Origin of the sequence: Lentzea sp. NPDC020367 (genome assembly GCF_044387305.1) — a bacterium.
Lineage (GTDB): Bacteria > Actinomycetota > Actinomycetes > Mycobacteriales > Pseudonocardiaceae > Lentzea.
Genome location: NZ_JBIRVV010000001.1, coordinates 680,360 through 700,686, shown reverse-complemented (window position 1 = coordinate 700,686; position 20,327 = coordinate 680,360). Strand labels below are relative to the sequence as shown.

Annotated in this window: 19 protein-coding genes; 10 read left to right on the top strand and 9 right to left on the bottom strand. The window is 69.6% G+C overall.

All coding sequences use genetic code 11. The features are described from left to right. Positions 1–15 precede the first annotated feature (15 nt). The gene (locus ACH413_RS03085; RefSeq protein WP_360030035.1) at positions 16–585 is read left to right on the top strand and encodes a TetR/AcrR family transcriptional regulator C-terminal domain-containing protein; all 570 of its coding nucleotides are present in this window, start codon (positions 16–18) and stop codon (positions 583–585) included. Here ACH413_RS03085 and ACH413_RS03080 read toward each other — a convergent pair. From ACH413_RS03080 to ACH413_RS03065, 4 genes are all read right to left on the bottom strand, one after another. Next, the gene (locus ACH413_RS03080; protein WP_360030033.1) at positions 514–1,362 is read right to left on the bottom strand and encodes a helix-turn-helix transcriptional regulator; all 849 of its coding nucleotides are present in this window, start codon (positions 1,360–1,362) and stop codon (positions 514–516) included. The genes ACH413_RS03085 and ACH413_RS03080 overlap by 72 nt on opposite strands. A gap of 12 nt (positions 1,363–1,374) precedes the next feature. Then, on the bottom strand, positions 1,375–2,334 hold the full coding sequence (locus tag ACH413_RS03075) for an aldo/keto reductase (RefSeq protein WP_360030031.1): 960 nt from the start codon (positions 2,332–2,334) through the stop codon (positions 1,375–1,377). A 137-nt stretch (positions 2,335–2,471) separates the two neighbouring features. Continuing rightward, positions 2,472–6,044 (bottom strand): S8 family serine peptidase, encoded by a 3,573-nt coding sequence (locus ACH413_RS03070; RefSeq protein WP_360030029.1) that lies wholly within the window; start codon positions 6,042–6,044, stop codon positions 2,472–2,474. A gap of 96 nt (positions 6,045–6,140) precedes the next feature. Continuing rightward, positions 6,141–8,021: an acyltransferase family protein gene (locus tag ACH413_RS03065; protein ID WP_360030027.1), complete on the bottom strand. Its 1,881-nt coding sequence runs from the start codon at positions 8,019–8,021 to the stop codon at positions 6,141–6,143. A gap of 141 nt (positions 8,022–8,162) precedes the next feature. Between ACH413_RS03065 and ACH413_RS03060 the strand changes: the two genes are divergently transcribed. The 3 genes from ACH413_RS03060 (at position 8,163) to ACH413_RS03050 (ending at position 10,265) form a co-directional block, all read left to right on the top strand. After that, positions 8,163–8,327 carry a hypothetical protein gene (locus ACH413_RS03060; protein ID WP_360030025.1) on the top strand — a complete coding sequence of 55 codons (165 nt, stop codon included), beginning with the start codon at positions 8,163–8,165 and terminating at the stop codon, positions 8,325–8,327. A gap of 83 nt (positions 8,328–8,410) precedes the next feature. Continuing rightward, positions 8,411–8,902 (top strand): CBS domain-containing protein, encoded by a 492-nt coding sequence (locus ACH413_RS03055; RefSeq protein WP_360030024.1) that lies wholly within the window; start codon positions 8,411–8,413, stop codon positions 8,900–8,902. A gap of 79 nt (positions 8,903–8,981) precedes the next feature. Beyond that, positions 8,982–10,265, top strand: a complete 1,284-nt coding sequence (locus ACH413_RS03050; protein WP_360030021.1) for an ArsB/NhaD family transporter — start codon at positions 8,982–8,984, stop codon at positions 10,263–10,265. Positions 10,266–10,425: 160 nt separating this feature from the next. On the opposite strand, the gene ACH413_RS03045 is transcribed toward ACH413_RS03050, so the two are convergent. Further along, complete coding sequence (locus ACH413_RS03045; RefSeq protein ID WP_360030019.1) at positions 10,426–11,634, bottom strand: MFS transporter; 1,209 nt, start codon at positions 11,632–11,634, stop codon at positions 10,426–10,428. Between the two features lie 23 nt (positions 11,635–11,657). Further along, complete coding sequence (locus ACH413_RS03040; protein ID WP_360030017.1) at positions 11,658–12,635, bottom strand: WYL domain-containing protein; 978 nt, start codon at positions 12,633–12,635, stop codon at positions 11,658–11,660. Positions 12,636–12,731: 96 nt separating this feature from the next. Here ACH413_RS03040 and ACH413_RS03035 point away from each other — a divergent pair, with 96 nt between their 5' ends. Next, a complete protein-coding gene (locus ACH413_RS03035; RefSeq protein ID WP_360030369.1) occupies positions 12,732–13,127 on the top strand; it encodes a RidA family protein in 396 nt (131 codons plus the stop codon). Positions 13,128–13,167: 40 nt separating this feature from the next. Here the strand turns inward: ACH413_RS03035 and ACH413_RS03030 are convergent, their stop codons facing one another. Next, positions 13,168–13,782 (bottom strand): ester cyclase, encoded by a 615-nt coding sequence (locus ACH413_RS03030; protein WP_360030016.1) that lies wholly within the window; start codon positions 13,780–13,782, stop codon positions 13,168–13,170. Positions 13,783–13,864: 82 nt separating this feature from the next. Then, positions 13,865–14,656 (bottom strand): PaaX family transcriptional regulator C-terminal domain-containing protein, encoded by a 792-nt coding sequence (locus ACH413_RS03025; protein WP_360030014.1) that lies wholly within the window; start codon positions 14,654–14,656, stop codon positions 13,865–13,867. Between the two features lie 90 nt (positions 14,657–14,746). Here ACH413_RS03025 and ACH413_RS03020 point away from each other — a divergent pair, with 90 nt between their 5' ends. The 5 genes from ACH413_RS03020 to ACH413_RS03000 are packed head-to-tail and all read left to right on the top strand — an operon-like array spanning position 14,747 to position 19,668. Continuing rightward, positions 14,747–15,625, top strand: a complete 879-nt coding sequence (locus tag ACH413_RS03020; protein ID WP_360030012.1) for an SDR family NAD(P)-dependent oxidoreductase — start codon at positions 14,747–14,749, stop codon at positions 15,623–15,625. Positions 15,626–15,636: 11 nt separating this feature from the next. Further along, positions 15,637–16,512, top strand: coding sequence for an amidohydrolase family protein (locus ACH413_RS03015; protein WP_360030367.1), 876 nt, complete (start codon positions 15,637–15,639; stop codon positions 16,510–16,512). After that, positions 16,509–16,967: a MaoC family dehydratase gene (locus ACH413_RS03010; RefSeq protein ID WP_360030010.1), complete on the top strand. Its 459-nt coding sequence runs from the start codon at positions 16,509–16,511 to the stop codon at positions 16,965–16,967. The genes ACH413_RS03015 and ACH413_RS03010 overlap by 4 nt, the downstream gene beginning before the upstream one ends. Positions 16,968–16,976: 9 nt before the next feature. Then, entirely contained in the window at positions 16,977–18,293 is a 1,317-nt protein-coding gene (locus ACH413_RS03005; RefSeq protein ID WP_360030008.1) for an MFS transporter, read from the top strand. Beyond that, on the top strand, positions 18,232–19,668 hold the full coding sequence (locus ACH413_RS03000; RefSeq protein WP_360030006.1) for a long-chain fatty acid--CoA ligase: 1,437 nt from the start codon (positions 18,232–18,234) through the stop codon (positions 19,666–19,668). Before ACH413_RS03005 ends, ACH413_RS03000 begins: the two co-directional genes overlap by 62 nt. Here the strand turns inward: ACH413_RS03000 and ACH413_RS02995 are convergent. Further along, on the bottom strand, positions 19,637–20,269 hold the full coding sequence (locus tag ACH413_RS02995; RefSeq protein ID WP_360030004.1) for a TetR/AcrR family transcriptional regulator: 633 nt from the start codon (positions 20,267–20,269) through the stop codon (positions 19,637–19,639). The two genes, ACH413_RS03000 and ACH413_RS02995, sit on opposite strands and share 32 nt — an antisense overlap. Between the last annotated feature and the right edge of the window lie 58 nt (positions 20,270–20,327).

The following is a 20,327-nucleotide window of genomic DNA, read 5'->3' as shown; positions in this document are numbered from 1 at the left end:
GAGTAGACTAGGTCAGTGACCAAGAGTCAAGCGGACGTGGTGCGCACCGCGCTGGAGATCCTCGACGAACGCGGCGCCGAGGCGGTGTCGATGCGCGCCATCGCGCAGAAGCTCGACGTGCGGATGAACACCGTCCTCTGGCACGTCAAGACCAAGGCGCGGCTCGAGGAGCTGATGGCCGACGCGATCGTCGGCGGCGTCTCCCTCGACGGCCTGCCGCAGCACTGGCGCGAGCGGGCCGCCGAGATCGCGCGCCGCTACCGGCAGGCGCTGCTGGCACACCGCGACGGAGCCGCTGTCGTGGCAGGCACCTACGCCGCGGAACCGGCCACTTTGGACACGGCGGAGGCGCTCGTCGCCGCACTGCTGGACGGCGGACTGTCCCCTCGGGACGCCGCGTGGACGTGCTGGAGCGTCATCTACTTCATCCTCGGCCTGGCGCAGGAAGAACAGGCGCTGCCGCAGGGTTCGGAAGATCTCGCCATCGGAGACCGACCGGCCCTGAAGCGCGTTCTACCTTTCCTCGCCGAGGAGTCGTTCGACGCGCGGTTCGAGTTCGGGATCGCCAAGCTGCTGGCCCAGTGAGACCAACGCGTCCGCGGTGGCCCGGTCGGCGGGCAGGTAGGTGACGATCACCTCGGCGCCGCCGTCGGCCAGCAGGTACTCGTAGGTCAGGCTCAGCGGGCCGGCGGCGGTGTTGAGCCGGATCAGGCCGTCGGTCTTGACCTGCACGTCGTGCAACGAGCACAGCCGCGCGAACTCACGACTCGCGGCGGTGAGCTCGGCGACCAGCGCGGCCAGGACGGGATCGCCGGGATGGCGGCTGCTTTCCTGCCGCAGCACGGAGACCGTGTCGGCCGCGACCACGTCCCAGTCGGCGTAGTAGTCGCGCGCGTCGGATCCGAGGAACACGTGACGCGCGGCGTTGCGGCCAGGTCCGGGGTAATGCGCGGGCAGCACGGCTTCGCCGAGCCGGTTCGCGTAGAGGATCTCCTGCCAGCGTCCCACGAGGATCGCCGGAATCCCGTGCATCGCGTCGAGCAACGCCCGAGCGCCCGGCCGGACCCGTTGCGGCGACAGGATCGCGGGACGGTGCGGACGGGCGAGGCGCAGCAGGTGGTCGTACGCCACCGCGTCGAGGCCGAGCACCCGTGCCAGCGCACCGAGCACGGCGTCGGACGGCGACTCGGCGCGGCCCTGTTCGAGCCGGACGTAGTAGTCCACGCTCACCCCGGCCAGCAGCGCGACCTCCTCGCGCCGCAGACCGGGCACCCGGCGGCGGGTGCCGGAGACCAGACCTCGGTCCTCCGGCGCCACCCGTGCCCGGCGTGCGGTCAGGAAACTGCCGATCTCACCGTCCACCCGCACAGCATTTCACTCCCAGACGGGGACCTCGCCCGCGAAACGCGCACCGAACCCGCCGTTCGGCAGGATCTCGGCGATCGCGGCCAGGTCCGCGGCGCTCAGGGCGAGGGAGGCGGCGCCGACGTTCTCCTCGACCCGCTTCGCACTGCGCGTGCCCGGGATCGGCACGATGTGCTCGCCCTGCGCCAGGTGCCACGCCAGCGCGAGTTGCGCGATGGTCGCGCCGAGGTCGCCGGCCAGCACGGCGAGCTGCCGGGTGGCCTCGACGTTCTTCTCGAAGTTGCCGGGCTGCCAGCGCGGATCGGTCGAGCGGATGTCCGTCTCGTCGTAGGAGGAGCCCGGCCGCGCGGTGCCCGTGAGGAACCCACGGCCCAGCGGCGAGTACGGCACAAACCCGATGCCGAGCTCGTCCAGCACTCCGAACACCTGCTCGGCGTCCCGTTCGAACAGCGAGTACTCGGTCTGCAGCACGGACACGGGCAGCACGGCGTGTGCACGGCGGATCGTCTGGGGCCCGGTCTCGCACAGCCCGAAGTACTTCACCTTGCCCGCGTCCACGAACTCCTTCACCGTGCCCGCGACGTCCTCGATGGGCACCGAGGGGTCGACGCGGTGCTGGTAGAGCAGGTCGATCGTGTCGACGCCGAGGAACCGCAGGCTGTTCTCGACGACTTCGCGGATGTGCTCCGGCCTGCTGTCGGTGCCGTAGTCGTGGGTGAAACCGAACTTCGTCGCGATCACGACGTCGTCGCGCACGGACCTCAGCGCGCGGCCGACGACCTTCTCGTTGTCGCCCCAGCCGTACATCTCGGCGGTGTCGAACAACGTGACGCCGAGGTCGTAGGCGCGCTGGATGGCCTCGGCGCCGCCCTGCTCGTCGCTGGCGCCGTACGCGAGGTTGATCCCCATGGCGCCGTAGCCGATCGCCGACACCTTCAGTCCCTGCCGGCCGAGAACCCGTTGCTGCATCGGACATCCCCTTCTTCGTGGTGTCCTCAGCCTCGTCCGGCGCGGCGGGATGTGGCAGGCCCGCGATTTCCTGGTACTGCCAGACCTACCTTCCGCGCAGGAGGTGCCCCGCCCCCGAGCGGGGCACCTCCGCTGCCCTACTTCACCGCGTAGGCCCTGGTGATCGTCTCCGTCACCGAGTTGCCCAGGACGTCGGCGGCCGTCGCGCGCAACGACGCGAAGCCCGTCGTCCCCGCCGGAAGCTCCAGCTTCCCGCCGGCGACCTTGACGCGCCGCCACGTCACGCCGTCGTCGAAGGACACCTCCACCCCGATCGACCGCACGTTCGCCGACGGGGCACCGGGCTGGTGCGCCACCGACACCGTGCCGCGCACCGGACCGTGCGCGGTGTTGTGGTCGTCGAGGTCCAGCGCGTACCGGATGTCGAGCAACGGCAACGCCGCCCGCTCGGCCATGCCGGACCGCGCGTGGAACCGCCACTCCGAACGCACCTTTGTGGACAGTGCGGGAGTGAGGTTGCCGGTCGGCCGCACGGCTTCGGCGGCCAGGGTGAACCAGCCCGGGCCGCGCGGCACGTCGAACGTGCCCAGCGCCGCGCGGTCCTCGCTGCGGCCGATCTCCTTGCCGTTGCGCGACAGCACGGTGGTGCCGGTGTGCGACGGGTCGAAGAAGCTGACCGTGCCGGGATCGCTGTCGGAGAACATCGGGACCATCAGGCTGATCCGGTCACGCGAGCGGTACGCCCACGGCAACGGCTTGTTGTCGCCCCGTGCGATCAGCGGCGTGGTCAGCTCCGGGCCGAACGGCGCGGCGAAGACCCGGGAGGTCCGCTTCTCCCCCGCCTTCACCGTCACCGGGAGCGTGACCTCCGTGTACGGCTGGCGGCCGTCCGGCAGGAACGCGCCCGCGTCGAACAGCTGCACCGCGGCGGCCGGCGAGATGTAGTCGGTGCGGCGCTGCGGCCACTTCGACTCGACGTCCGCTCCCGCCCGCATCGGCCCGACGGTCCACGAAGCCGCGCCGAACCGGTACGTGTTCGCCGGCATCGTGTCGATCAGCCTGCGCTCGATCCGGCCGAGACCGGCCTTCGCGAACTGGAAGTCGTACCCGCCGGGCAGGCCCTTGACCTCCTGGCCGAGGAAGTACGACACCGGGCTGTTGGCACGCACGGACATCGTGGCCTCCACAGTCCGTTGCGCCATCAGGTCCTGCACGCGGCGCAGTTCCGCGGAGTTGAAGATCAGGCCGGTGGGCAGCGCGGGTTCGGCGGCCGAGCCCGAGTCGATGGTCGGGTTGAAGTAGGAGAGCACGGCCAGCGCGCCCCTCTGCTTCAACAGTTCCACGCCGCTCATCAGCTGCTCCCCCGGCGGGTACACCGGGTCGTCCCAGTTCTTCGGCGTGATCACCGCGATCGCACCGGAGACGTCGGCCGCCTCGATCGACGCGCGGTCTGCCTCGCCGACGCCGACCAACCGGCCGGTGCGCGTGCCGGTGAAGTCGGTGGTCCACGGGAAGTACGTCTCGCTGAGCTCGAACCCTCCGGCCCCGCTCACCGTCGTGAGCGCCCACGGGTGGTTGAAGTAGCTGAGGTTCGTCAGCGACAACCCGCGCACGTCCGGACCGGCCACGCTGTACAGCCGCGCGCCGTCCCTCGGCACGCCACCGCCGCGCAGGATGCCCGCGGACTCGAGCGGGCCGGACTCGTCGGGGTCGGACAGGAGGCCGAACCCGCCGCCGATCTGGGGCCGCGCGTCCGGGTCGTCCACGCCGACCGTGATCGGCTTGCCCGCCATGGTGTTCGCGTCGACCGTGGTGTCCTTGGAGATCTCCACGCGCTGAGCGAACAACGTGTTGTCGCCGGTCAGCTCCGCGATGAGGCCGAGCACGCGGTAAGGGCCGCTCGGCACCGTGAGGCTCAGCGAGTCGGTGAAGGTGAAGTCCCCGAACGCCTGGCCGGTGCGTTCGTTCTGCACGATCACCAGGGACTGGAAGGACTCGCCGGACCTCGGCGGCACCTTCACGGTCAGCGTCTGCTTCTCGCCGTTGAACTGCCCGGTCACCGGGGTCGTCAGCACGACGTCACCGGCACGCGCCCGCAGCACTCCGGTGAGCTCGCCCGCCGTTTGTGCCGTCGGACGCGCGGTCACCGTGACCGACGCCGACCCACCGGCGGGCACCGTCACCGACTTCGGCACCGAGAGCACGTTCTTGCGGTCGACGTCCAACTCCAGCGCCAACGTGACCGGTTTGCTGCCGGAGTTGACGTACGTGATCTCCCTGCTGGACTCGGCGGTGCCCCACACCGTGCCGAACCCGGCCACACCCTCGGCCCGGACCTGTTGCGCGACACCGCGAGCGATGTCGAGCCTGCCCGCGCCCTGAGCCAGCGTGGAGATGCCCGCAAGTCGTTGAGACGAGCCGATGAGCGCGTTCTTGATCTGCTCGCCCGTCCAGTCCGGGTGCTGCTGCGCGAGGATCGCGGCGGCACCGGCGACGTGCGGCGACGCCATCGACGTGCCGGAGAGCTGCGCGTAGTTGTCCCCCACCGCGTACTCGGGCAGCAGCCCGGCCGCCCGCGCCGCGACGATGTCCGTGCCCGGTCCGGCGATCTCCGGCTTCAGCCCGAAGTCGCCCAGCCGCGGACCCTGACTCGAGGTCAGGTTGAGCTTGTCGCGCTTGGTCACGTTCGCCACGGTGAGCGCGCGGTCGGCGGCGCCGGGGCTGCCCACGCTCTCGCGCAGCCCGTAGTTGCCGGCCGCGATGACGAACAGCGTGCCGCTCGACGCCGAGAGCTCGTTGACCGTCTGGGACATCAGGTCGGTGCCGTCGGTGACGCCACCGCCGAGGCTCATGTTGACGACGTCGGCGCCCTGCTGCACGGCCCACCGCATGCCGTTGAGGACCCAGTCCTCCCGGCCGCCGAACTCGCCGAGCACCTTGCCGACCAGCAGCCGCGCTCCGGGTGCGACGCCCTGGTAGCGGCCCTGCGACGCCGCGCCACTGCCCGCGATCGTGCTCGCCACGTGCGTGCCGTGCCCGTCGAGGTCCTGCACGCCCTCGCCGGTGAAGTCCGCCGAAGTGTCCACAACGGACTTGAGGTCGGGATGCGCGGTGTCGTACCCGGTGTCGAGGACGGCGACCTTCACGCCGTCCCCGCGGAACCCTGCCTGCCAGGCCTTCGGCGCGCCGATCTGCTTCACGCTCTCGTCTAGCGTCGGCCGCACCCGGCCGTTGAGCCAGATCTTCTCCGCCGCGAGCCGGGACGAGCCGCGCGCACGCCACCGCCCTGCCGCCTCGGTCTTCGGGATGTAGACCGCGTTGACGCCGGCGGTCAGGGCGTTCGCGCCGGTCACGATGGTCGGCACGGTGGGTTCGTTGCGGTCGTCGTAGCCCTGCTGGACGAGCCCGGTGACGTCGAACAGCCGCTTGTCCAGCTTGCCGGCCTTCAGGTCCGCGACCGCGTCCTGCGGCACGACGTGGTCGTGGCCGTCGAGCCGGTAGCGCCAGGCACGCAGCTGTTCGCGGCCCTTCGCCATCCGCACGGACGAGACGCGGTCGCCGTCGACGACGACCTGGTCGCCGGTGATCAGGGTGACGACGCCGGGCGTACCCGCGGCCTGCGGCTGCGTTCCGCTCGCCGCCGCGGGTTTCGCCACCGCGACGGAGAGCAGGAGCGCGGCCGCGAGAGCCGCGCTTCGTTTTCTGTACATGCGATTCCTTCGAGCAGGGGTGGCCAGTTCCCCGAACTTAGGGCGCACGAATCGTCCCGTCTGCGATCTTCATGACCTCTTCACAACAACCGGGACTCACGAGTTGTCGGTGACCGTGTCGAGCCCTTCCTCGACCACGGCGGACAGCGAGCGCATGAAGGTGGCGCTCACGTGGTTGTCGTCGAAGTTGACCAGCAGGTCTCCGACGACGGGCGGGCACAGGTCCGCGGTGCAGAGGTGGTCGCTGAAGTCGAGGAACGACACGTTGGCCGGCACGTCGAGCTGCGCGTACGGCGGAACGGGTGCGAGCAACTCGGCACGGGGTGCGCCGCAGCGGGCCGCGGGACCGTGCACCTGCACGCAGTCCAGCACCGAGAAGCTGTAGCGGGGGTTGTCGCGCACCGCGACCACCGGGATCTGCTCGGCGTCGAGCTGGCGCCAGCGCTCGACGAACCCCGGCGGCGTCTCCTCCGTCAGTCCTACCTGGACGTTGCGGGAGGCGAGGGTGAAGACGAAGTCCGGGCGCAGGCCGATGATCTCGGTCGCCGCACTCTCGTTCCACCGCAGGCAGGACTGGTCGCCGGGCACCTTCTCCGACCGCGTGGAGAACGGGCAGGCGCCCTTGAGCATGGCGATCAGCTGCCAGTTCCGGCGTTCCGCGATCGGCGCGAACGCGGCAAGGTACTGCTGGACGTGGGAGTCGCCGACGAGCACTACCCGTTTGGCCGGGGTGCCTTCGACGGGGCCGTAGCAGATGTCGAGCTCCTGGTTGTGCACGGATTTCGCGCAGTGCTGGCCGTCGAGCGCCGCGAAGTCCGTGGCCGGGATCTGCGCGGCCACCTCACGCGGTCCCGTCGGCTGCAGGACGGTCGTCGCCACCAGGAGCGGGATCAACAGCAGGGCGGTGAGCGTGCGTGCCCTGAAACGAGACCTGCGCACGGGTTCCTCCACCAGGTGGTGCGTGACCGCCGCGAGCACGAGTGACGCTCCGATGATCGCAAGCCCGTCCTCCACCCCGACCTCGTCGCGGCCGCTGAGCACGAGCCAGCCCACCAGCACCGGCCAGTGCCAGAGGTAGAGGGCGTAGCTGAGGTCGCCCAGGTAGCGCAGCGGCGGGGCGCTGAGCAAGCGGTCCGCGCCGACCCTGCTGCCGGTGGCTCCGGCGACGATCACCGCGGCGGCGCACGTCGTCGGCCACAACGCCAGGTAGCCCGGGAATCCCGCGCCCACGTCCAGCACGATCCCGCAGACCACGAGTCCCAGCAGGCCGACCCAGCCCAGGACCGTCCTCAAAGGACTGGAGAGGTCAATGCGCGACACGGCCAACGCCAGCAGGCCTCCGAAGGCGAACTCCCAGATCCGCGTCGCCGTGTGGAAGTACGCCAGCGGCTGGTCGACGGCGGTGAGCCACACCGAGTAGCCGAGCGAAAGCACGAAAACCACTGCCAGCAAACGGAAAAGCGATCGGCGCAGCAGCGTGACGACCAAAATCAGCAAGGGCCAGATCAAGTAGAACTGGCCCTGGATCGACAACGACCAGAAGTGCTGCACGACGCTCGCCTGGTCGTGTTGCGCGTAGTAGTCCGTGGAGTCCGAGGCGAGCTGCCAGTTCTCCAGGAACAGCGCGGACGCGATCACCTCCCGCACGGTCTGCGGCCAGCGGTTCTCCGGTAGCAGCACCGCCCCGGCCACCAGCACCGCGCCGAGCACGACGACAGCGGCGGGCAGCAGCCGCTTGGCCATCCGGCTCCACAGCGCGCGCAGGTCGAGCCGTCCTCGCCCGGTGGCCCGCACCAGCTGTCCCGTCACCAGGAACCCGGAGATCAGGAAGAAGACGTCGACGCCACCGGACACCCGGCCCAGCCACACGTGGTAGACGACCACGAGCAGTGCGGCCACCGCGCGCAGGCCCTGCAGTTCCGGGCGATAGGTCCGGTCCGGCGCGCGCACCGCCGTTTTGTGATCACTACCCAACACGCCTGCGAGGCTGACGTCCTGCCGCGTTCCAGTAAATCCGTGGCAACACCCAACTTCACCCCGCACCACTCCTCCGGACGGCCGGGAGTTGAGTGAGCGGACGGATCGTCAGGAGGGCCGCGACCAGGGAATGTTGGTGTCATGGTCCACACAGACCGATCCACCCGCACACGACGACCACTGCCCTGGGTTCTGCTCGGGGTCGCACTGGCCCTGCTGATCGCCGGAATCACCGCGCCGCACGCACTTCTCGTCGCGGCCGGACTGATGCTGGCCGGACTGATCGGCCTCGGCCGCACACCCTGACCACACGTCCGAAATGGGTGTTGCACCCGATGGTTCCGGACGGCCGTCCCGCAGAGACTTCCACCAGGAGACGGGAGGCGACCATGTCCATCGCGGGTCAACTGGGGGCTGATGCCATGCAGGCACGCGACATCGCCATCAACGTTCCGACCGTGACGGTCGACGACCCGGTCACCAAGGCGGTGCGGGTGATGGCGGTCAACCGGCTGCCGGGACTGATCGTGGTCGACGACCGCGCCCGCCCGTGGACGGTACTGCCCGGCACCCAGGTGCTGCGGCTCGCGGTTCCCCAGGCATATCAGGAAGATCCAGCGCTCGCCCGCGTCGTCGACGAGGGCCACGCCGACCTGTTCTGGATGGAACTGAGCGACCGCACCGTCGGCGACGTGGCACCGAACCAGCGCGCCAAACCCGCGACCGTCCGCGCCGACGCGACCCTGCTGGAGGTCGCCGCGCTGATGGCCCGGCAGCACAGCCCGCTCGTCGCCGTGGTCGACGACGACGGCGCGCTCGTCGGCGCGATCACCCTCGACCGTCTCATCACCTCGCTCGCGGTCTACACCGCCGAGGACTGAACCCCAGGGCCATCTGTCCCCGTCACCGCCGGCGCGCTGAACTCGCGCCGGCGGTGACACCCATCCCGTTGGGAGATCCGTGAGCGCCGCCCTAGCCCTGACGATCTTCCTCGTCGCGTTCTTCCTCATCGCCACCGAGAAGGCGAACAAGGTCAAGGTCGTGCTGGTGGCCGCCGGGCTGATGGCCGTGTTCGGCCTGGTCCCGGGCTCGGAGGTGTTCTACTCCGAACACGCGGGCATCGACTGGAACGTCCTCTTCCTGCTGTTCGGCATGATGATCATCGTCGGGATCGTCAAGCAGACCGGCGTGTTCGACTACCTCGCCATCTGGGCCGCGAAGAAGGCCCGCGGCCGCCCGTACCGGCTGATGGTGATGCTGATGGCCATCACCGCGATCGCGTCGCCGTTCCTGGACAACGTCACCACGATCATGCTCGTCGCGCCGGTCACGATCGTCGTGTGCAACCGGCTGCGGATCGCCGCCCAGCCGTACCTGATCGCCGAGGTGCTCGCGTCCAACATCGGTGGCGCGGCGACGTTGATCGGCGATCCACCGAACATCATCATCGGCAGCCGGGCAGGGCTCTCGTTCACCGACTTCCTCGTCCACATGGCGCCGATCGTCGCGGTCGTGTTCGTGGTGTTCGTGCTGCTCACGAAAGTCCTGTTCCGCAAGTCCTTCCAGTACAACGCCGAGCACGTCGAGGCCGTGATGGCGTTGCAGGAACGGCGGGCGATCACCGACCCCGCGATGCTGCGCCGCTGCCTGATCGTCTTCGCGGGCGTGGTGGCCGGGTTCGGCATGCACTCGGTGCTGCACCTCGATCCCGCGATCGTCGCCCTGGTCGGCGCGGGCGTGATGCTGCTCGTGACGCGGGCGGACGTGAACGACGTGCTGGCCGAGGTGGAGTGGCCGACGCTGACGTTCTTCATGGGCCTGTTCGTGATGGTGGCGGGCCTCGTGCACACCGGCGTCATCGAAACCGTTGGGACGTGGGCGGTCTCGGCCTTCGACGACAACTACTTCGCGGCCGCCACGGCGTTGTTGTTCGGTTCCAGCGTGCTCGGCGCGTTCTTCGACAACATCCCCTACGTGGCAACGATGACCCCGGTGGTCGAGGGCATGGTCGCGGAGATCCCCGACACCGGGACCGGCCGCGCACTGTGGTGGTCGTTCGCCCTGGGCGCGGACTTCGGCGGCAACGGCACCGCGGTCGCCGCCAGCGCCAACGTGGTCGCGCTCGGCATCGCCGCCCGCGCCGGGCACCGGATCAGCTTCTGGCAGTTCACCCGTTACGGCATCGTCGTGACGCTGGTCAGCACCGCGATGGCCTGGGGTTACGTGTGGCTGCGGTACTTCTAGGGCCTGTGTCGAAGTCTGGTTCGATGAGAGTCGCGCTTGAGGTGGTTCCTGGTGGTGCGGCCGGAGGGCCCGCGTACCGGTGTTGTACGTGGGTCGTCCGGCCGTGCCGCCAGGGGCCGTCTCGGGCCCGGCTATCGCTGACCAGACTTCGACACAGGCCCTAGGCCGCCTGGCGCAGGGCGGGGGTCACCCACGCCATCACGACGCCGATCAGCAACACCGCGAGGCCGGCGGCGAGTCCCGCCCGCGGATCACCGGCGGCGACCGACAGGACACCGGCCAGTGCCGCGCCGAGCGGCTGACCGAGACCCCAGGCCACCATCCGGCCCGTGGTGTTCACCCGCGACTGCAACTCCTCCGGGCACACCTGCTGCCGGTAGGTGATCCCGTTGATCACCACGAGCGCGCCGGTGATCCCCCAGTACGTCGCGGTCAGGCAGAGGACGATCCAATGACCGCTCACGAGAACGAGGACGCCGCCGAGCAGCGACAGCGGTAACGCGGCCAGCGACACCTTCGCGTTGCCCCACCGCGCCGTCACCCGCGGGAACAACCGGGACGCGATCACCGCACCGACACCCCAGCAACTGAACAGCACGGCGAGCCGGGCATCCCCTTTCGGCGCGACGCCGAGCACCTGGTCGGCGAACGGCACGAGCACCGCCATCCACGCACCACTGGCGACGGAGTGCGTGGCGCCCACGAGCGTGAGGATGCGGATCACCGGCTCGTCCCACAGGAACCGCAAACCTTCGCGGACGTCCTTGGTGAGTTCGCCCGCACCGCGCACCGGCCGTGGATTGGCCATGTTGCTGGTGATCGCGCGCAACAACAAAGCCGACCCCACCGCCGTCAACGCGTTCACGGCCAGCAGCGCCGCCGGAGCGACGATCGCCACGAGCAGACCGGTCACGCCGGGCACGACGAGTTCGACCACGGTCGTGCGCCCGTAGAGCTTCGAGTAGGCGACGGTCAGCTTTTCCTTGCCCACCAACGCCGGCAGCGCCCCGAAGTTGGCGGCGTCGAAGAACACGAACGCCGTCTGCGTCGCGAACGCCACCACCACGACGTGCGGCGCGGTCAGGCCACCCGCCAGCCACGCCAGCGGCACGCTCAGCAGCACGGCGGCGACCGTGAAGTCCATCGCCACCATCATCAGGCGGCGGTTCAGCCGATCCGCGAGCGCACCGGCCAGCAGCCCGAACACCAGGTACGGCAACGCCTCCGCCGCCGTGACGGCCGACGTCCAGCCCGCCGACCCGGTCTGCTGGTAGACCAGCACGGGCAGCGCCACCGCCGACACCACGGCACCGACCACGGACAACACGCGTGCGGACAGGTACCGGCTGAAGTCTCGCTCGGTACCCACCCCTGTCTTCTCGACCTCCACCACTACTCCCCCACCTCATCGCCGTACCGGGCGGCGATCGCCGTCGCCCGTTCCCTCAGCGCGGCACGCAGCCACTGCGGCCCCACGACTTCCGCCCCCGCGGACAGCCGCCACACCGCCCACTCCGCGTGCCGGGCGTCCTGGAACGTGACCTCCATCCGCAGCCACTCCCCGTCCGGCTCCTCGGCGAGCACGGCCAGAGCGGTGCCCACCAGTTCCTCCTGCCGGGCCGGGTGCACGCGCAGCACCACCGCGACCTGATCCCCGCCGGTCCGGAACCGCGTGCTGCGTTCCTGCCAGGCCCGGTCCAGGTCGACCCGGTCTGCACGCCGCGCGGGTTCGTCCAGCTCCTCGGCTGCCAGGATCCGGGACAACCGGTACGTGCGGTCCTCCCCCGACCTCTGGGCCAGCAGATAACCCTGTTCCCGCACGGTGACCAGGCCGATCGGGTCGACCGTGCGCCACTCGGGAGCCTTCTCGCGGGCCTCGTAGTGGATCCGCAACCGGTGCCCCGCGAAGACCGCCCGCCGGACCTCCGCCACCACCGCGTCCGGCAGTTCCTCCTCGACCGCGCGACGAGACAGCAGATCGGTCTCCGGGTCGATGAGCAGCCGTTCCGCCGCACCGGCCGCGGTCTGCCGGTAGCTCTCGGGCAGCGCGTCGACCACCTTGAGCATGGCCGAGGCGAGGGCCGATCCGAGTCCGAACACCTGGGCGCCGCGTCGCGAACCGGCGACCAGCAGGGCGAGCGCCTCGTCGTGGTTCAGGCCGGTGAGCTCGGTCTGGAAACCGGGCAGCAGCGCGAAACCGCCGTGCCGGCCGCGTTCGGCGTAGACCGGGACGCCCGCCGCGGACAAAGCCTCGATGTCGCGCAGCACGGTCCGAGTGGAGACCTCCAGCTCACGGGCCAGCGCCGTCGCGGACAGCTGACCGTGCCTGCGCAGCAGCAGGACCAGTGAGACCAAACGGTCGGCGCGCATGCGAAAACCCTACGGGAATACACGACACAGGATGTCGTGTATTGGTTGCGAGGCTGCACAGCGACATCCGAGAACCTGAATGGAGCTGTTGTGGCTGTGGAACGAACGCCGATCAACCCGTGGCCCTGGTCGGCGGAGCTGGGGTACCACCAGGGCGAGGTCGTCACCGGGCAGACGCGGACGCTCTTCTGCGCCGGCCAGACCTCGATGAACGGCGACGGCAAGCCCGAGCACGCCGGGGACATGGCGGCGCAGCTGGCGTTGAGCCTCGACAACCTGGAGGCGGTGCTGGCCGGGGCGGGGATGTCGCTCGCGAACCTGGTGCGCCTCAACGTCTACACCACCGACGTCGACCTGCTGTTCCAGCACTACGGCGTGCTGGCGGCGAGGCTAGGCCAGGCTCAGGTGGCACCGCCCACGACGATGCTCGGCGTGACGCGGCTGGCGATCCCGGACCTGATGATCGAACTGGAGGGAACGGCGGTCGCGTAACGGCTTCGGCGGCGCCGGCCAGGTCGGCGCCGCCGGACGGTCAGCCGAGCCCGATCTGGCTGAAGAACGCCTGGTTGTCCCAGAAGAGGAACTCCTCGTCCATCGTGCCGCGCCGGTTCCACAGGCCCACGGTGGCCATGTTGATGGCGTACCGGCGGCCGGTGGGCTGGATGAGACCGCCCTTGCCGTCCGGCATCGGCCGCGTGAAGGTGCCCTTCATGACGCCCGCGACCGCGCTGAGGCCGCCGTTCGCGACGCGCAGGTAGTGCGATTCGATGCGGGTGTCCGGCGCCCAGACGAACAGGGCCTTGAGGTCGTCGATGTGCTTGTCGATGCCGTCGGTGTAATGGCCGTCGGGCCAGTGCACGCGGATGTTGCGGGCGTGGCTCTCCCCCAGCCGCGCCCACTTCTGGTGGCTGAAGACGTCGAAGTCGAGCTCGTCGAACGTCCTGAGGTTCTCCCGTTCCTCCCTGGTCAGGTCCTTGGCGAACGGCGGGTTCGGCACCGGCGTGGTGGCCGGGTCCGGCAGCGGCGTCCACGGCGAGTACCCGGCCGGAGCGGCGGCCTCGGCCACGCCACCGGTCACGGCCGCCAGCGCCATCGCGCCGAACGCGGCGGTGCTTCCCTGGGTGATGAGCGAACGACGGTTGAGCATCTCGTGCACCTTCCACTCGGTGTGTGCACGAGAGCCTCGCACTAACTTTTCGTTAGCGCTATAGATTCAGCAGCGCTGTGATCTAGCTAGCACCGATCTCGATCGACTCGATGGCGGCGGCCGCGAGCGGGGTCGCCGTCTCGGCGTAGCGGGTGGCCAGGGACTGGAACAACTGCTCGGCCTCGATCGCGGGCCAGTCGCCCGCGAGCAGCTCGGCCGGCAGGTGCGGGTCCTGGCGCACGAGGTCGAGCCAGTCGGCGTGCAGCAGCAACTGGCGGGCCAGGTCGTCCGGCAACGAGCTGTCCGGCTCACGCCACTTCGTCAGGAAGTCCTGGTAGCGGGCGGCGATGGCGGCCGTGTCGAACGCGCGGCGCGCCAGGTCCGCCGCCTCGGTCGGTTTGGCGTGCTGGGCGGTGAAGACGGTGACGTTCTCCGCGAGCCCCTCGACCAGTTCGGTCACGTCGCGCGCCCCCGGGGCGATCCACAGGCCGTTCTGGACCGGACCGAAGCCGGCCCACTGCAGCTGCGAGCGCAGGTCGTGCCGTTCGCCGCGGCGGCCTTCCGGCAGCGAGAAGCCGACCAGGGTCCAGGTGCCGTCCCAGTCGCGGTTGACCGCGCCGGTCTGCCAGATGCGGCGTTCACCGTCCCTCAGGACGTCCGTCGCGCGCGGAGTGAGTCCGAAGTAAACCTTGCGGCCGTTGCGGTGCTTGGCGAGCAGCCCTCGCGAGGCCATGCGCGTCAACGTCGAGCGCACCGCCTCCTCCGAGACGTCCACGCGCCCGAACACGTCGATCACACTGCCCGAGTAGACCGCGATACCGCGGTCGAACACGTACAGGCCGAGGAAGTTGAGCATCAAGGACTGGGGTGTCACGCAGCTCACGATACATGTTGGGCAGCATCTAGACGAGCGTCATGAATATGCCCTACTTTGGGTCGCGACCCAACGGAGAGGACTCGCCTGATGGAGCTGTCGGACAAGGTCGCGATCGTCACCGGCGCCGGCCGCGGGCTGGGCCGGGCGTACGCGGAAGCGTTGGCGCGCAACGGGGCCAAGGTCGTGGTGAACGACGTGGACGAGTCCGCAGAGGAGGTCGCCGCGAGCATCGGCGGTCGCGCGGCGATCGCCCCGGTCGGGTCCGCCGAGACCGCCGACCTGCTCGTCGCGGCCGCCGTGGAGGAGTTCGGACGGCTCGACGTGCTGGTCACCAACGCCGGCATCCTGCGCGATCGCGTGCTGTGGAAGATGACCGACGACGACTTCGACGCCGTCATCAACGTGCACCTGCGCGGCACTTTCACGTGCGCTCGCGCGGCGGCCGTGCGGATGCGCGAGCAAGGCACCGGAGGCAGCCTCGTGCTGATCTCGTCACCCGCCGGACAGCGCGGCAACTTCGGGCAGACCAACTACTCCGCCGCCAAGGCCGGGATCGCCGCCATGGCACGGACCTGGGCCCTGGAACTCGCCCGGTCCGACATCGCCGTCAACGCGGTCGTCCCGGTCGCCGCCACCGAGATGACGCGGACGATTCCGGCGTTCGCGCCGTTGATCGAGGAGTCCGAACGGACCGGTGCGCCGCTGCCCGAGTGGGTGCGGCGCGACGAGGGCCTGGGCACCGTCGAGGACGTCGCCGACCTGATCGTCTACCTCGCCTCGGACGCGGCGAAAGGCGTGACGGGACAGGCGATCGGCATCGGTGGCGACCGGCTCGCGCTGTGGTCGCACCCGGCCGAGAAGCAGGTCCTGTTCGCGGACGGCGGCTGGAACGCGGCCGCGATCGCCGAGCGGTTCAGCGAGTTCGAGGCCGAGACCTACGGAATCCCGATGCCGGTGGCGCCGTGAACGTTCCCAAAATGGATGTGGACAGCCTCGTCGCCATCGACGTCCACACGCACGCCGAGATCTCCAGCGACGGCCACAGTTCGCTCAGCCCCACGCTGATCGAGGCGTCCGCCAAGTACTTCAAGGCCGCGCACCGGCAGCCGACCATCGCCGAGACCGCGCAGATCTACCGCGAGCGCAAGATGGCCGCGGTGATCTTCACGGTCGACGCCGAGCACGCCACCGGTCATCCGCGCATCTCCAACGAGGAGATCGCCGCGTCCTGCGCCGAGCACGCCGACGTGCTGATCCCGTTCGCGAGCGTCGACCCGTGGAAGGGCCGCACAGCCGTCCGGGAGGCACGGCGGCTGGTCGAGGAGCACGGCGTGCGAGGCTTCAAGTTCCACCCCAGCCTCCAGGACTTCTCCCCGGACGACCGGATGGCGTACCCGCTCTACGAGGTGATCGAGGAGCTGGGCGTGCCCGCGCTGTTCCACAGTGGACAGACCGGGATCGGCGCCGGCGTGCCCGGCGGCGGTGGCATCCGGCTCAAGCACTCCAACCCGATGCTCGTCGACGACGTCGCCGTGGACTTCCCGCACCTGCGGATCGTGCTCGCGCACCCGTCGTTCCCGTGGCAGGACGAGGCGCTCGCGGTGGCCACGCACAAGCCGTTCGTGTACATCGACCTGTCCGGCTGGTCGCCGAAGTACTTCCCGCCGCAGCTCGTCCGCTACGCCAACACCCTGCTGCAGGACAAGGTCCTGTTCGGCTCGGACCACCCGGTGATCACTCCGGACCGCTGGCTCGCCGACTTCGCCAAGCTCGAGATCTCCGACGAGGTCCGGCCCAAGATCCTCAAGCACAACGCCGCCCGTCTGCTCGGACTCGTCAAGGAGGACGCGTGACCATCTCCGTACAAGGAATCGCCGAACTCAAGGCCCTGGCAGGTAAGAGTCTCGGCCACACCGACTGGCTGCAGATCGACCAGAGCCGCGTCGACACGTTCGCCGCCGCCACCGACGACCACCAGTGGATCCACGTCGACCCGCAGCGCGCCGCCACCGGACCGTTCGGCGGCACGATCGCGCACGGCTACCTGACGCTGGCCCTCCTCATCCCGTTGATGACCGAACTCCTCGACGTCTCCGGCGTGCGGATGAGCCTCAACTACGGGCTGGAGAAGGTGCGGTTCCCCGCGCCGGTGCCGGTCGGGTCCAAGATCCGGTTGCTGGGCCGGGTCGAGTCGGTCGAGGACGTGCCGGGCGACGGCGTGCAGCTCACCGTCGACTTCACCGTCGAGATCGAGGGCTCCGCGAAGCCCGCTTGTGTCGCACGTGCCGTCTACCGCCACTACGCATGAGGTGAAGTCATGGCGACAACAACGCAGTTACGCCGTGCGGTCGCGTCGAGCTTCCTCGGCAGCGTGATCGAGTACTACGACTTCCTGCTCTACGCCACGGCCTCTGCGGTCGTGTTCAACAAGGTCTTCTTCTCCTCGTTGGACCCGCTGGTCGGCACGATCGCGAGCTTCGGCACGTTCGCCACCGGCTACCTCGCCCGGCCGCTCGGCGGAGTCCTCTTCGGACACTACGGGGACCTGCTGGGGCGCAAGAAGATGCTCGTGCTGACCATGAGCCTGATGGGTGTGGCGAGCTTCCTGATCGGCCTGCTGCCCACCTACGCCCAGGTCGGCTGGCTCGCGCCGGCCGGACTGATCCTGCTGCGCGTCGTGCAGGGCATCTCCGTCGGCGGAGAGTGGGGCGGAGCCGTGCTCATGTCCGCCGAACACGCCACGTCCCGGCGCGGACTGTGGGCGAGCTTCACCAACGCGGGCGCGCCGTGCGGCATGGTGCTGTCGACGCTCGCGTTGTCCGGCACCGCCGCGCTGGTCGGCGAGAAGGCCTTCCTCGAGTGGGGCTGGCGGGTGCCGTTCCTGCTGAGCCTGGTGCTGCTCGGCATCGGCCTGTTCGTGCGGATGAAGGTCGAGGAGACACCGGTCTTCAAGGCGGAGCGCAAGCCGGGCTCGATGCCGTTGCTCGACGTGCTGCGCAACCACCCGCGCACGCTGCTGCTCGGCATCGGCGTCGGCCTCTCGGCGTTCGTCGCGCAGTCGACGTTGACGACTTTCATCCTCGCCTACGGCGTTCAGGCGGGTAACACCAGGCAATCCATCCTCAACGCGCTGACGCTGTCCTCGGCGCTCGCGGTGATCGGCATCCTCGGCTGGTCGGCGGCCTCGGACCGGTTCGGGCGCAGGCCCGTCGTGCTCGCCGGCGCCGTGCTCATGGCGGCGTTCGGGTTCGTGCTGTTCCCGTTGGTGGACAACGGGTTCGTGGTCATCGCACTGGCGCTCGGCCAGGCCGTGATCCACCCGATGATGTACGGGCCGCTCGCCGCCCTGTACAGCGAGCTGTTCAACACCGGCAGCCGCTACACCGGCGCCTCGCTCGGCTACCAGCTCGCGGGCCTGGGCGCCGGACTCGCGCCGTTGCTCTTCGCGCAGGTGCAGAGGTCCTCCGGCACGGGCGCGATCCCGTTCATCCTCGCGGCGTTCTGCCTGCTCACCGTCGTGTGCACGGTGATCCTGCGGGAGACCAGCCGATCCAGCCTGACAGGAGACAGGAATGCGGAACTCGGGGCTGGGCAGCTGGCCGCACCGCCGCGCGCGCATGGCGCCGAAGCGTGAAGCGCTGACCTACGAAGGCGTCTCCACGACGTACGGGGAGCTGGCCGTCCGCACCACCCGGCTGGCGTGGCGGTTGCGGGAGCTCGGCGTCGGGCACGGTGACCGGGTCGCGTACCTCGGCCCGAACCACCCGTCGTTCGCCGAGACCCTGTTCGCCACGCACCAGCTGGGCGCGATCTTCGTGCCGTTGAACTTCCGCCTCTCCCCGGCGGAGATCAACTACCAGCTCGCCGACTGCGGAGCGCACGTGCTGGTGCACGCGCCTTCGCACGTCGTCGAGCACCCACGGGCGGTTTCTCTTGCCACGTACGAGGACTGGCTTCTCGGCGGTTCCGACGAGCCGCTGGACGAGCCGGTCGGCATCGACGACATCGCGCTGATCCTCTACACCTCCGGCACCACGGGCAGGCCCAAGGGCGCGATGCTGAGTCACGCCAACCTGTTGTGGAACACGTTCAACCTGATGATCGGCGTCGACATCGCCTCGGACGAGGTCGCGCTGGTCACCGCTCCGCTGTTCCACGTCGCCGCGCTCACCCAGACGTTGCTGCCCACCTTCATCAAAGGTGGGCACAGCGTCATCACCTCGGGCTGGGACGTCACCAAGTGCGTCTCGTTGATCGAGACCCATCGCGTGACGTGGATGTTCGGCGTGTCCACGATGTACGCCGACCTGGCCGGTTCCCCGTCGTGGCACACCGCGGACCTGTCGTCGTTGCGCGTGCTGCTGTGCGGCGGGGCGGCCGTGCCGGACGCGGTGATCCGCGCCTATCAGGACCGGGGTCTGGTGTTCTGCCAGGGTTACGGGCTCACGGAGACCGCGCCCGGTGCCACGTTCCTGGAGGCTTCGGACAGCGTGCGCAGGGCGGGCTCGGCCGGGCCGTGCGTGTTCCTCGGCGATCTACGGCTGGCCGACACCGGCGAGATCGAGGTGCAGGGCCCCAACGTCACCCCGGGCTACTGGAACGACCCGGTCGCCACCGCCGCCGCGTTCACCGACGACGGGTGGTTCCGCACCGGCGACCTCGGCAGGCTCGACGACGGTCATCTGTACGTCCTGGACAGGCTCAAGGACATGTACATCTCCGGCGGCGAGAACGTCTATCCGGCCGAGGTGGAGAACGCGATCACCTCGCACCCGGACGTGGCCGAGGTCGCTGTCGTCGGGGTGCCGGACCAGCGCTGGGGCGAGGTCGGACGCGCGTTCGTCCGGCCTCGCGACGGCGCTGTGGTCGACGCGGCCGGGTTGCGGGAGTTCCTGTTGCCGCGCCTGGCGAAGTACAAGATCCCGGTGCACGTCGAGGTGGTGTCCGAACTGCCGCGCACGGGGTCCGGGAAGGTCCTCAAGCCCGCGCTGCGCCGGTTGCCGCTGTGACCTCGTGCCGGGCCAGGATCGTCTGGACCGCCTCGTCCACCGAGTGGGCCATGGCCTTCTCGGTGGGCGCCCAGTTCATCAGCAGCATCCGGGGCCAGAACGCGAAGTTCGAGATCATGCCGAGGAACTGGGTGGCGGCCAGGATCGGATCCGGTACCTCCAGGGTGCCGGCGGTGTGCTCGGCGGCGAGGTAGTCGCGGACCGCGTCGAAGAACGGCTGTTTGCCCAGCTTGAACTGGGTCTGGCCGAGTTCGGGGAACCGCGGTGCCTCGGCGATGACGATGCGGAACAACGCGACCATGCCGGGCCTCGTCAGCAGCGCCACGTACCGGTTGCCGAGCGCTGTGAGCCCCTTCGCCGGATCACCGGGCTGCGGGGTGAGCGCGCCCTCCTCCGTGCGCCAGTAGTCCGTGACGATCGCGTCGAACAGCTCGGCCTTCGTCGGGAACTGCTTGAACAGCGTCGCCTTCGACACCCCGGCCGCGTCGGCGATGCGCGCGAGCGAGGTCTTGTCGTAGCCGGATTCCAGGAACAGTCCCGTCGCCGCGTCGACGATCGCCGTCCGCTTCTGCTCCGCCATGCGCTCGTGGTAGGTCGGCACGCCGTCCAGTATGCCATGAGATGAGTCACTTGACTCACCATGCCGGTCGTGTCTACCG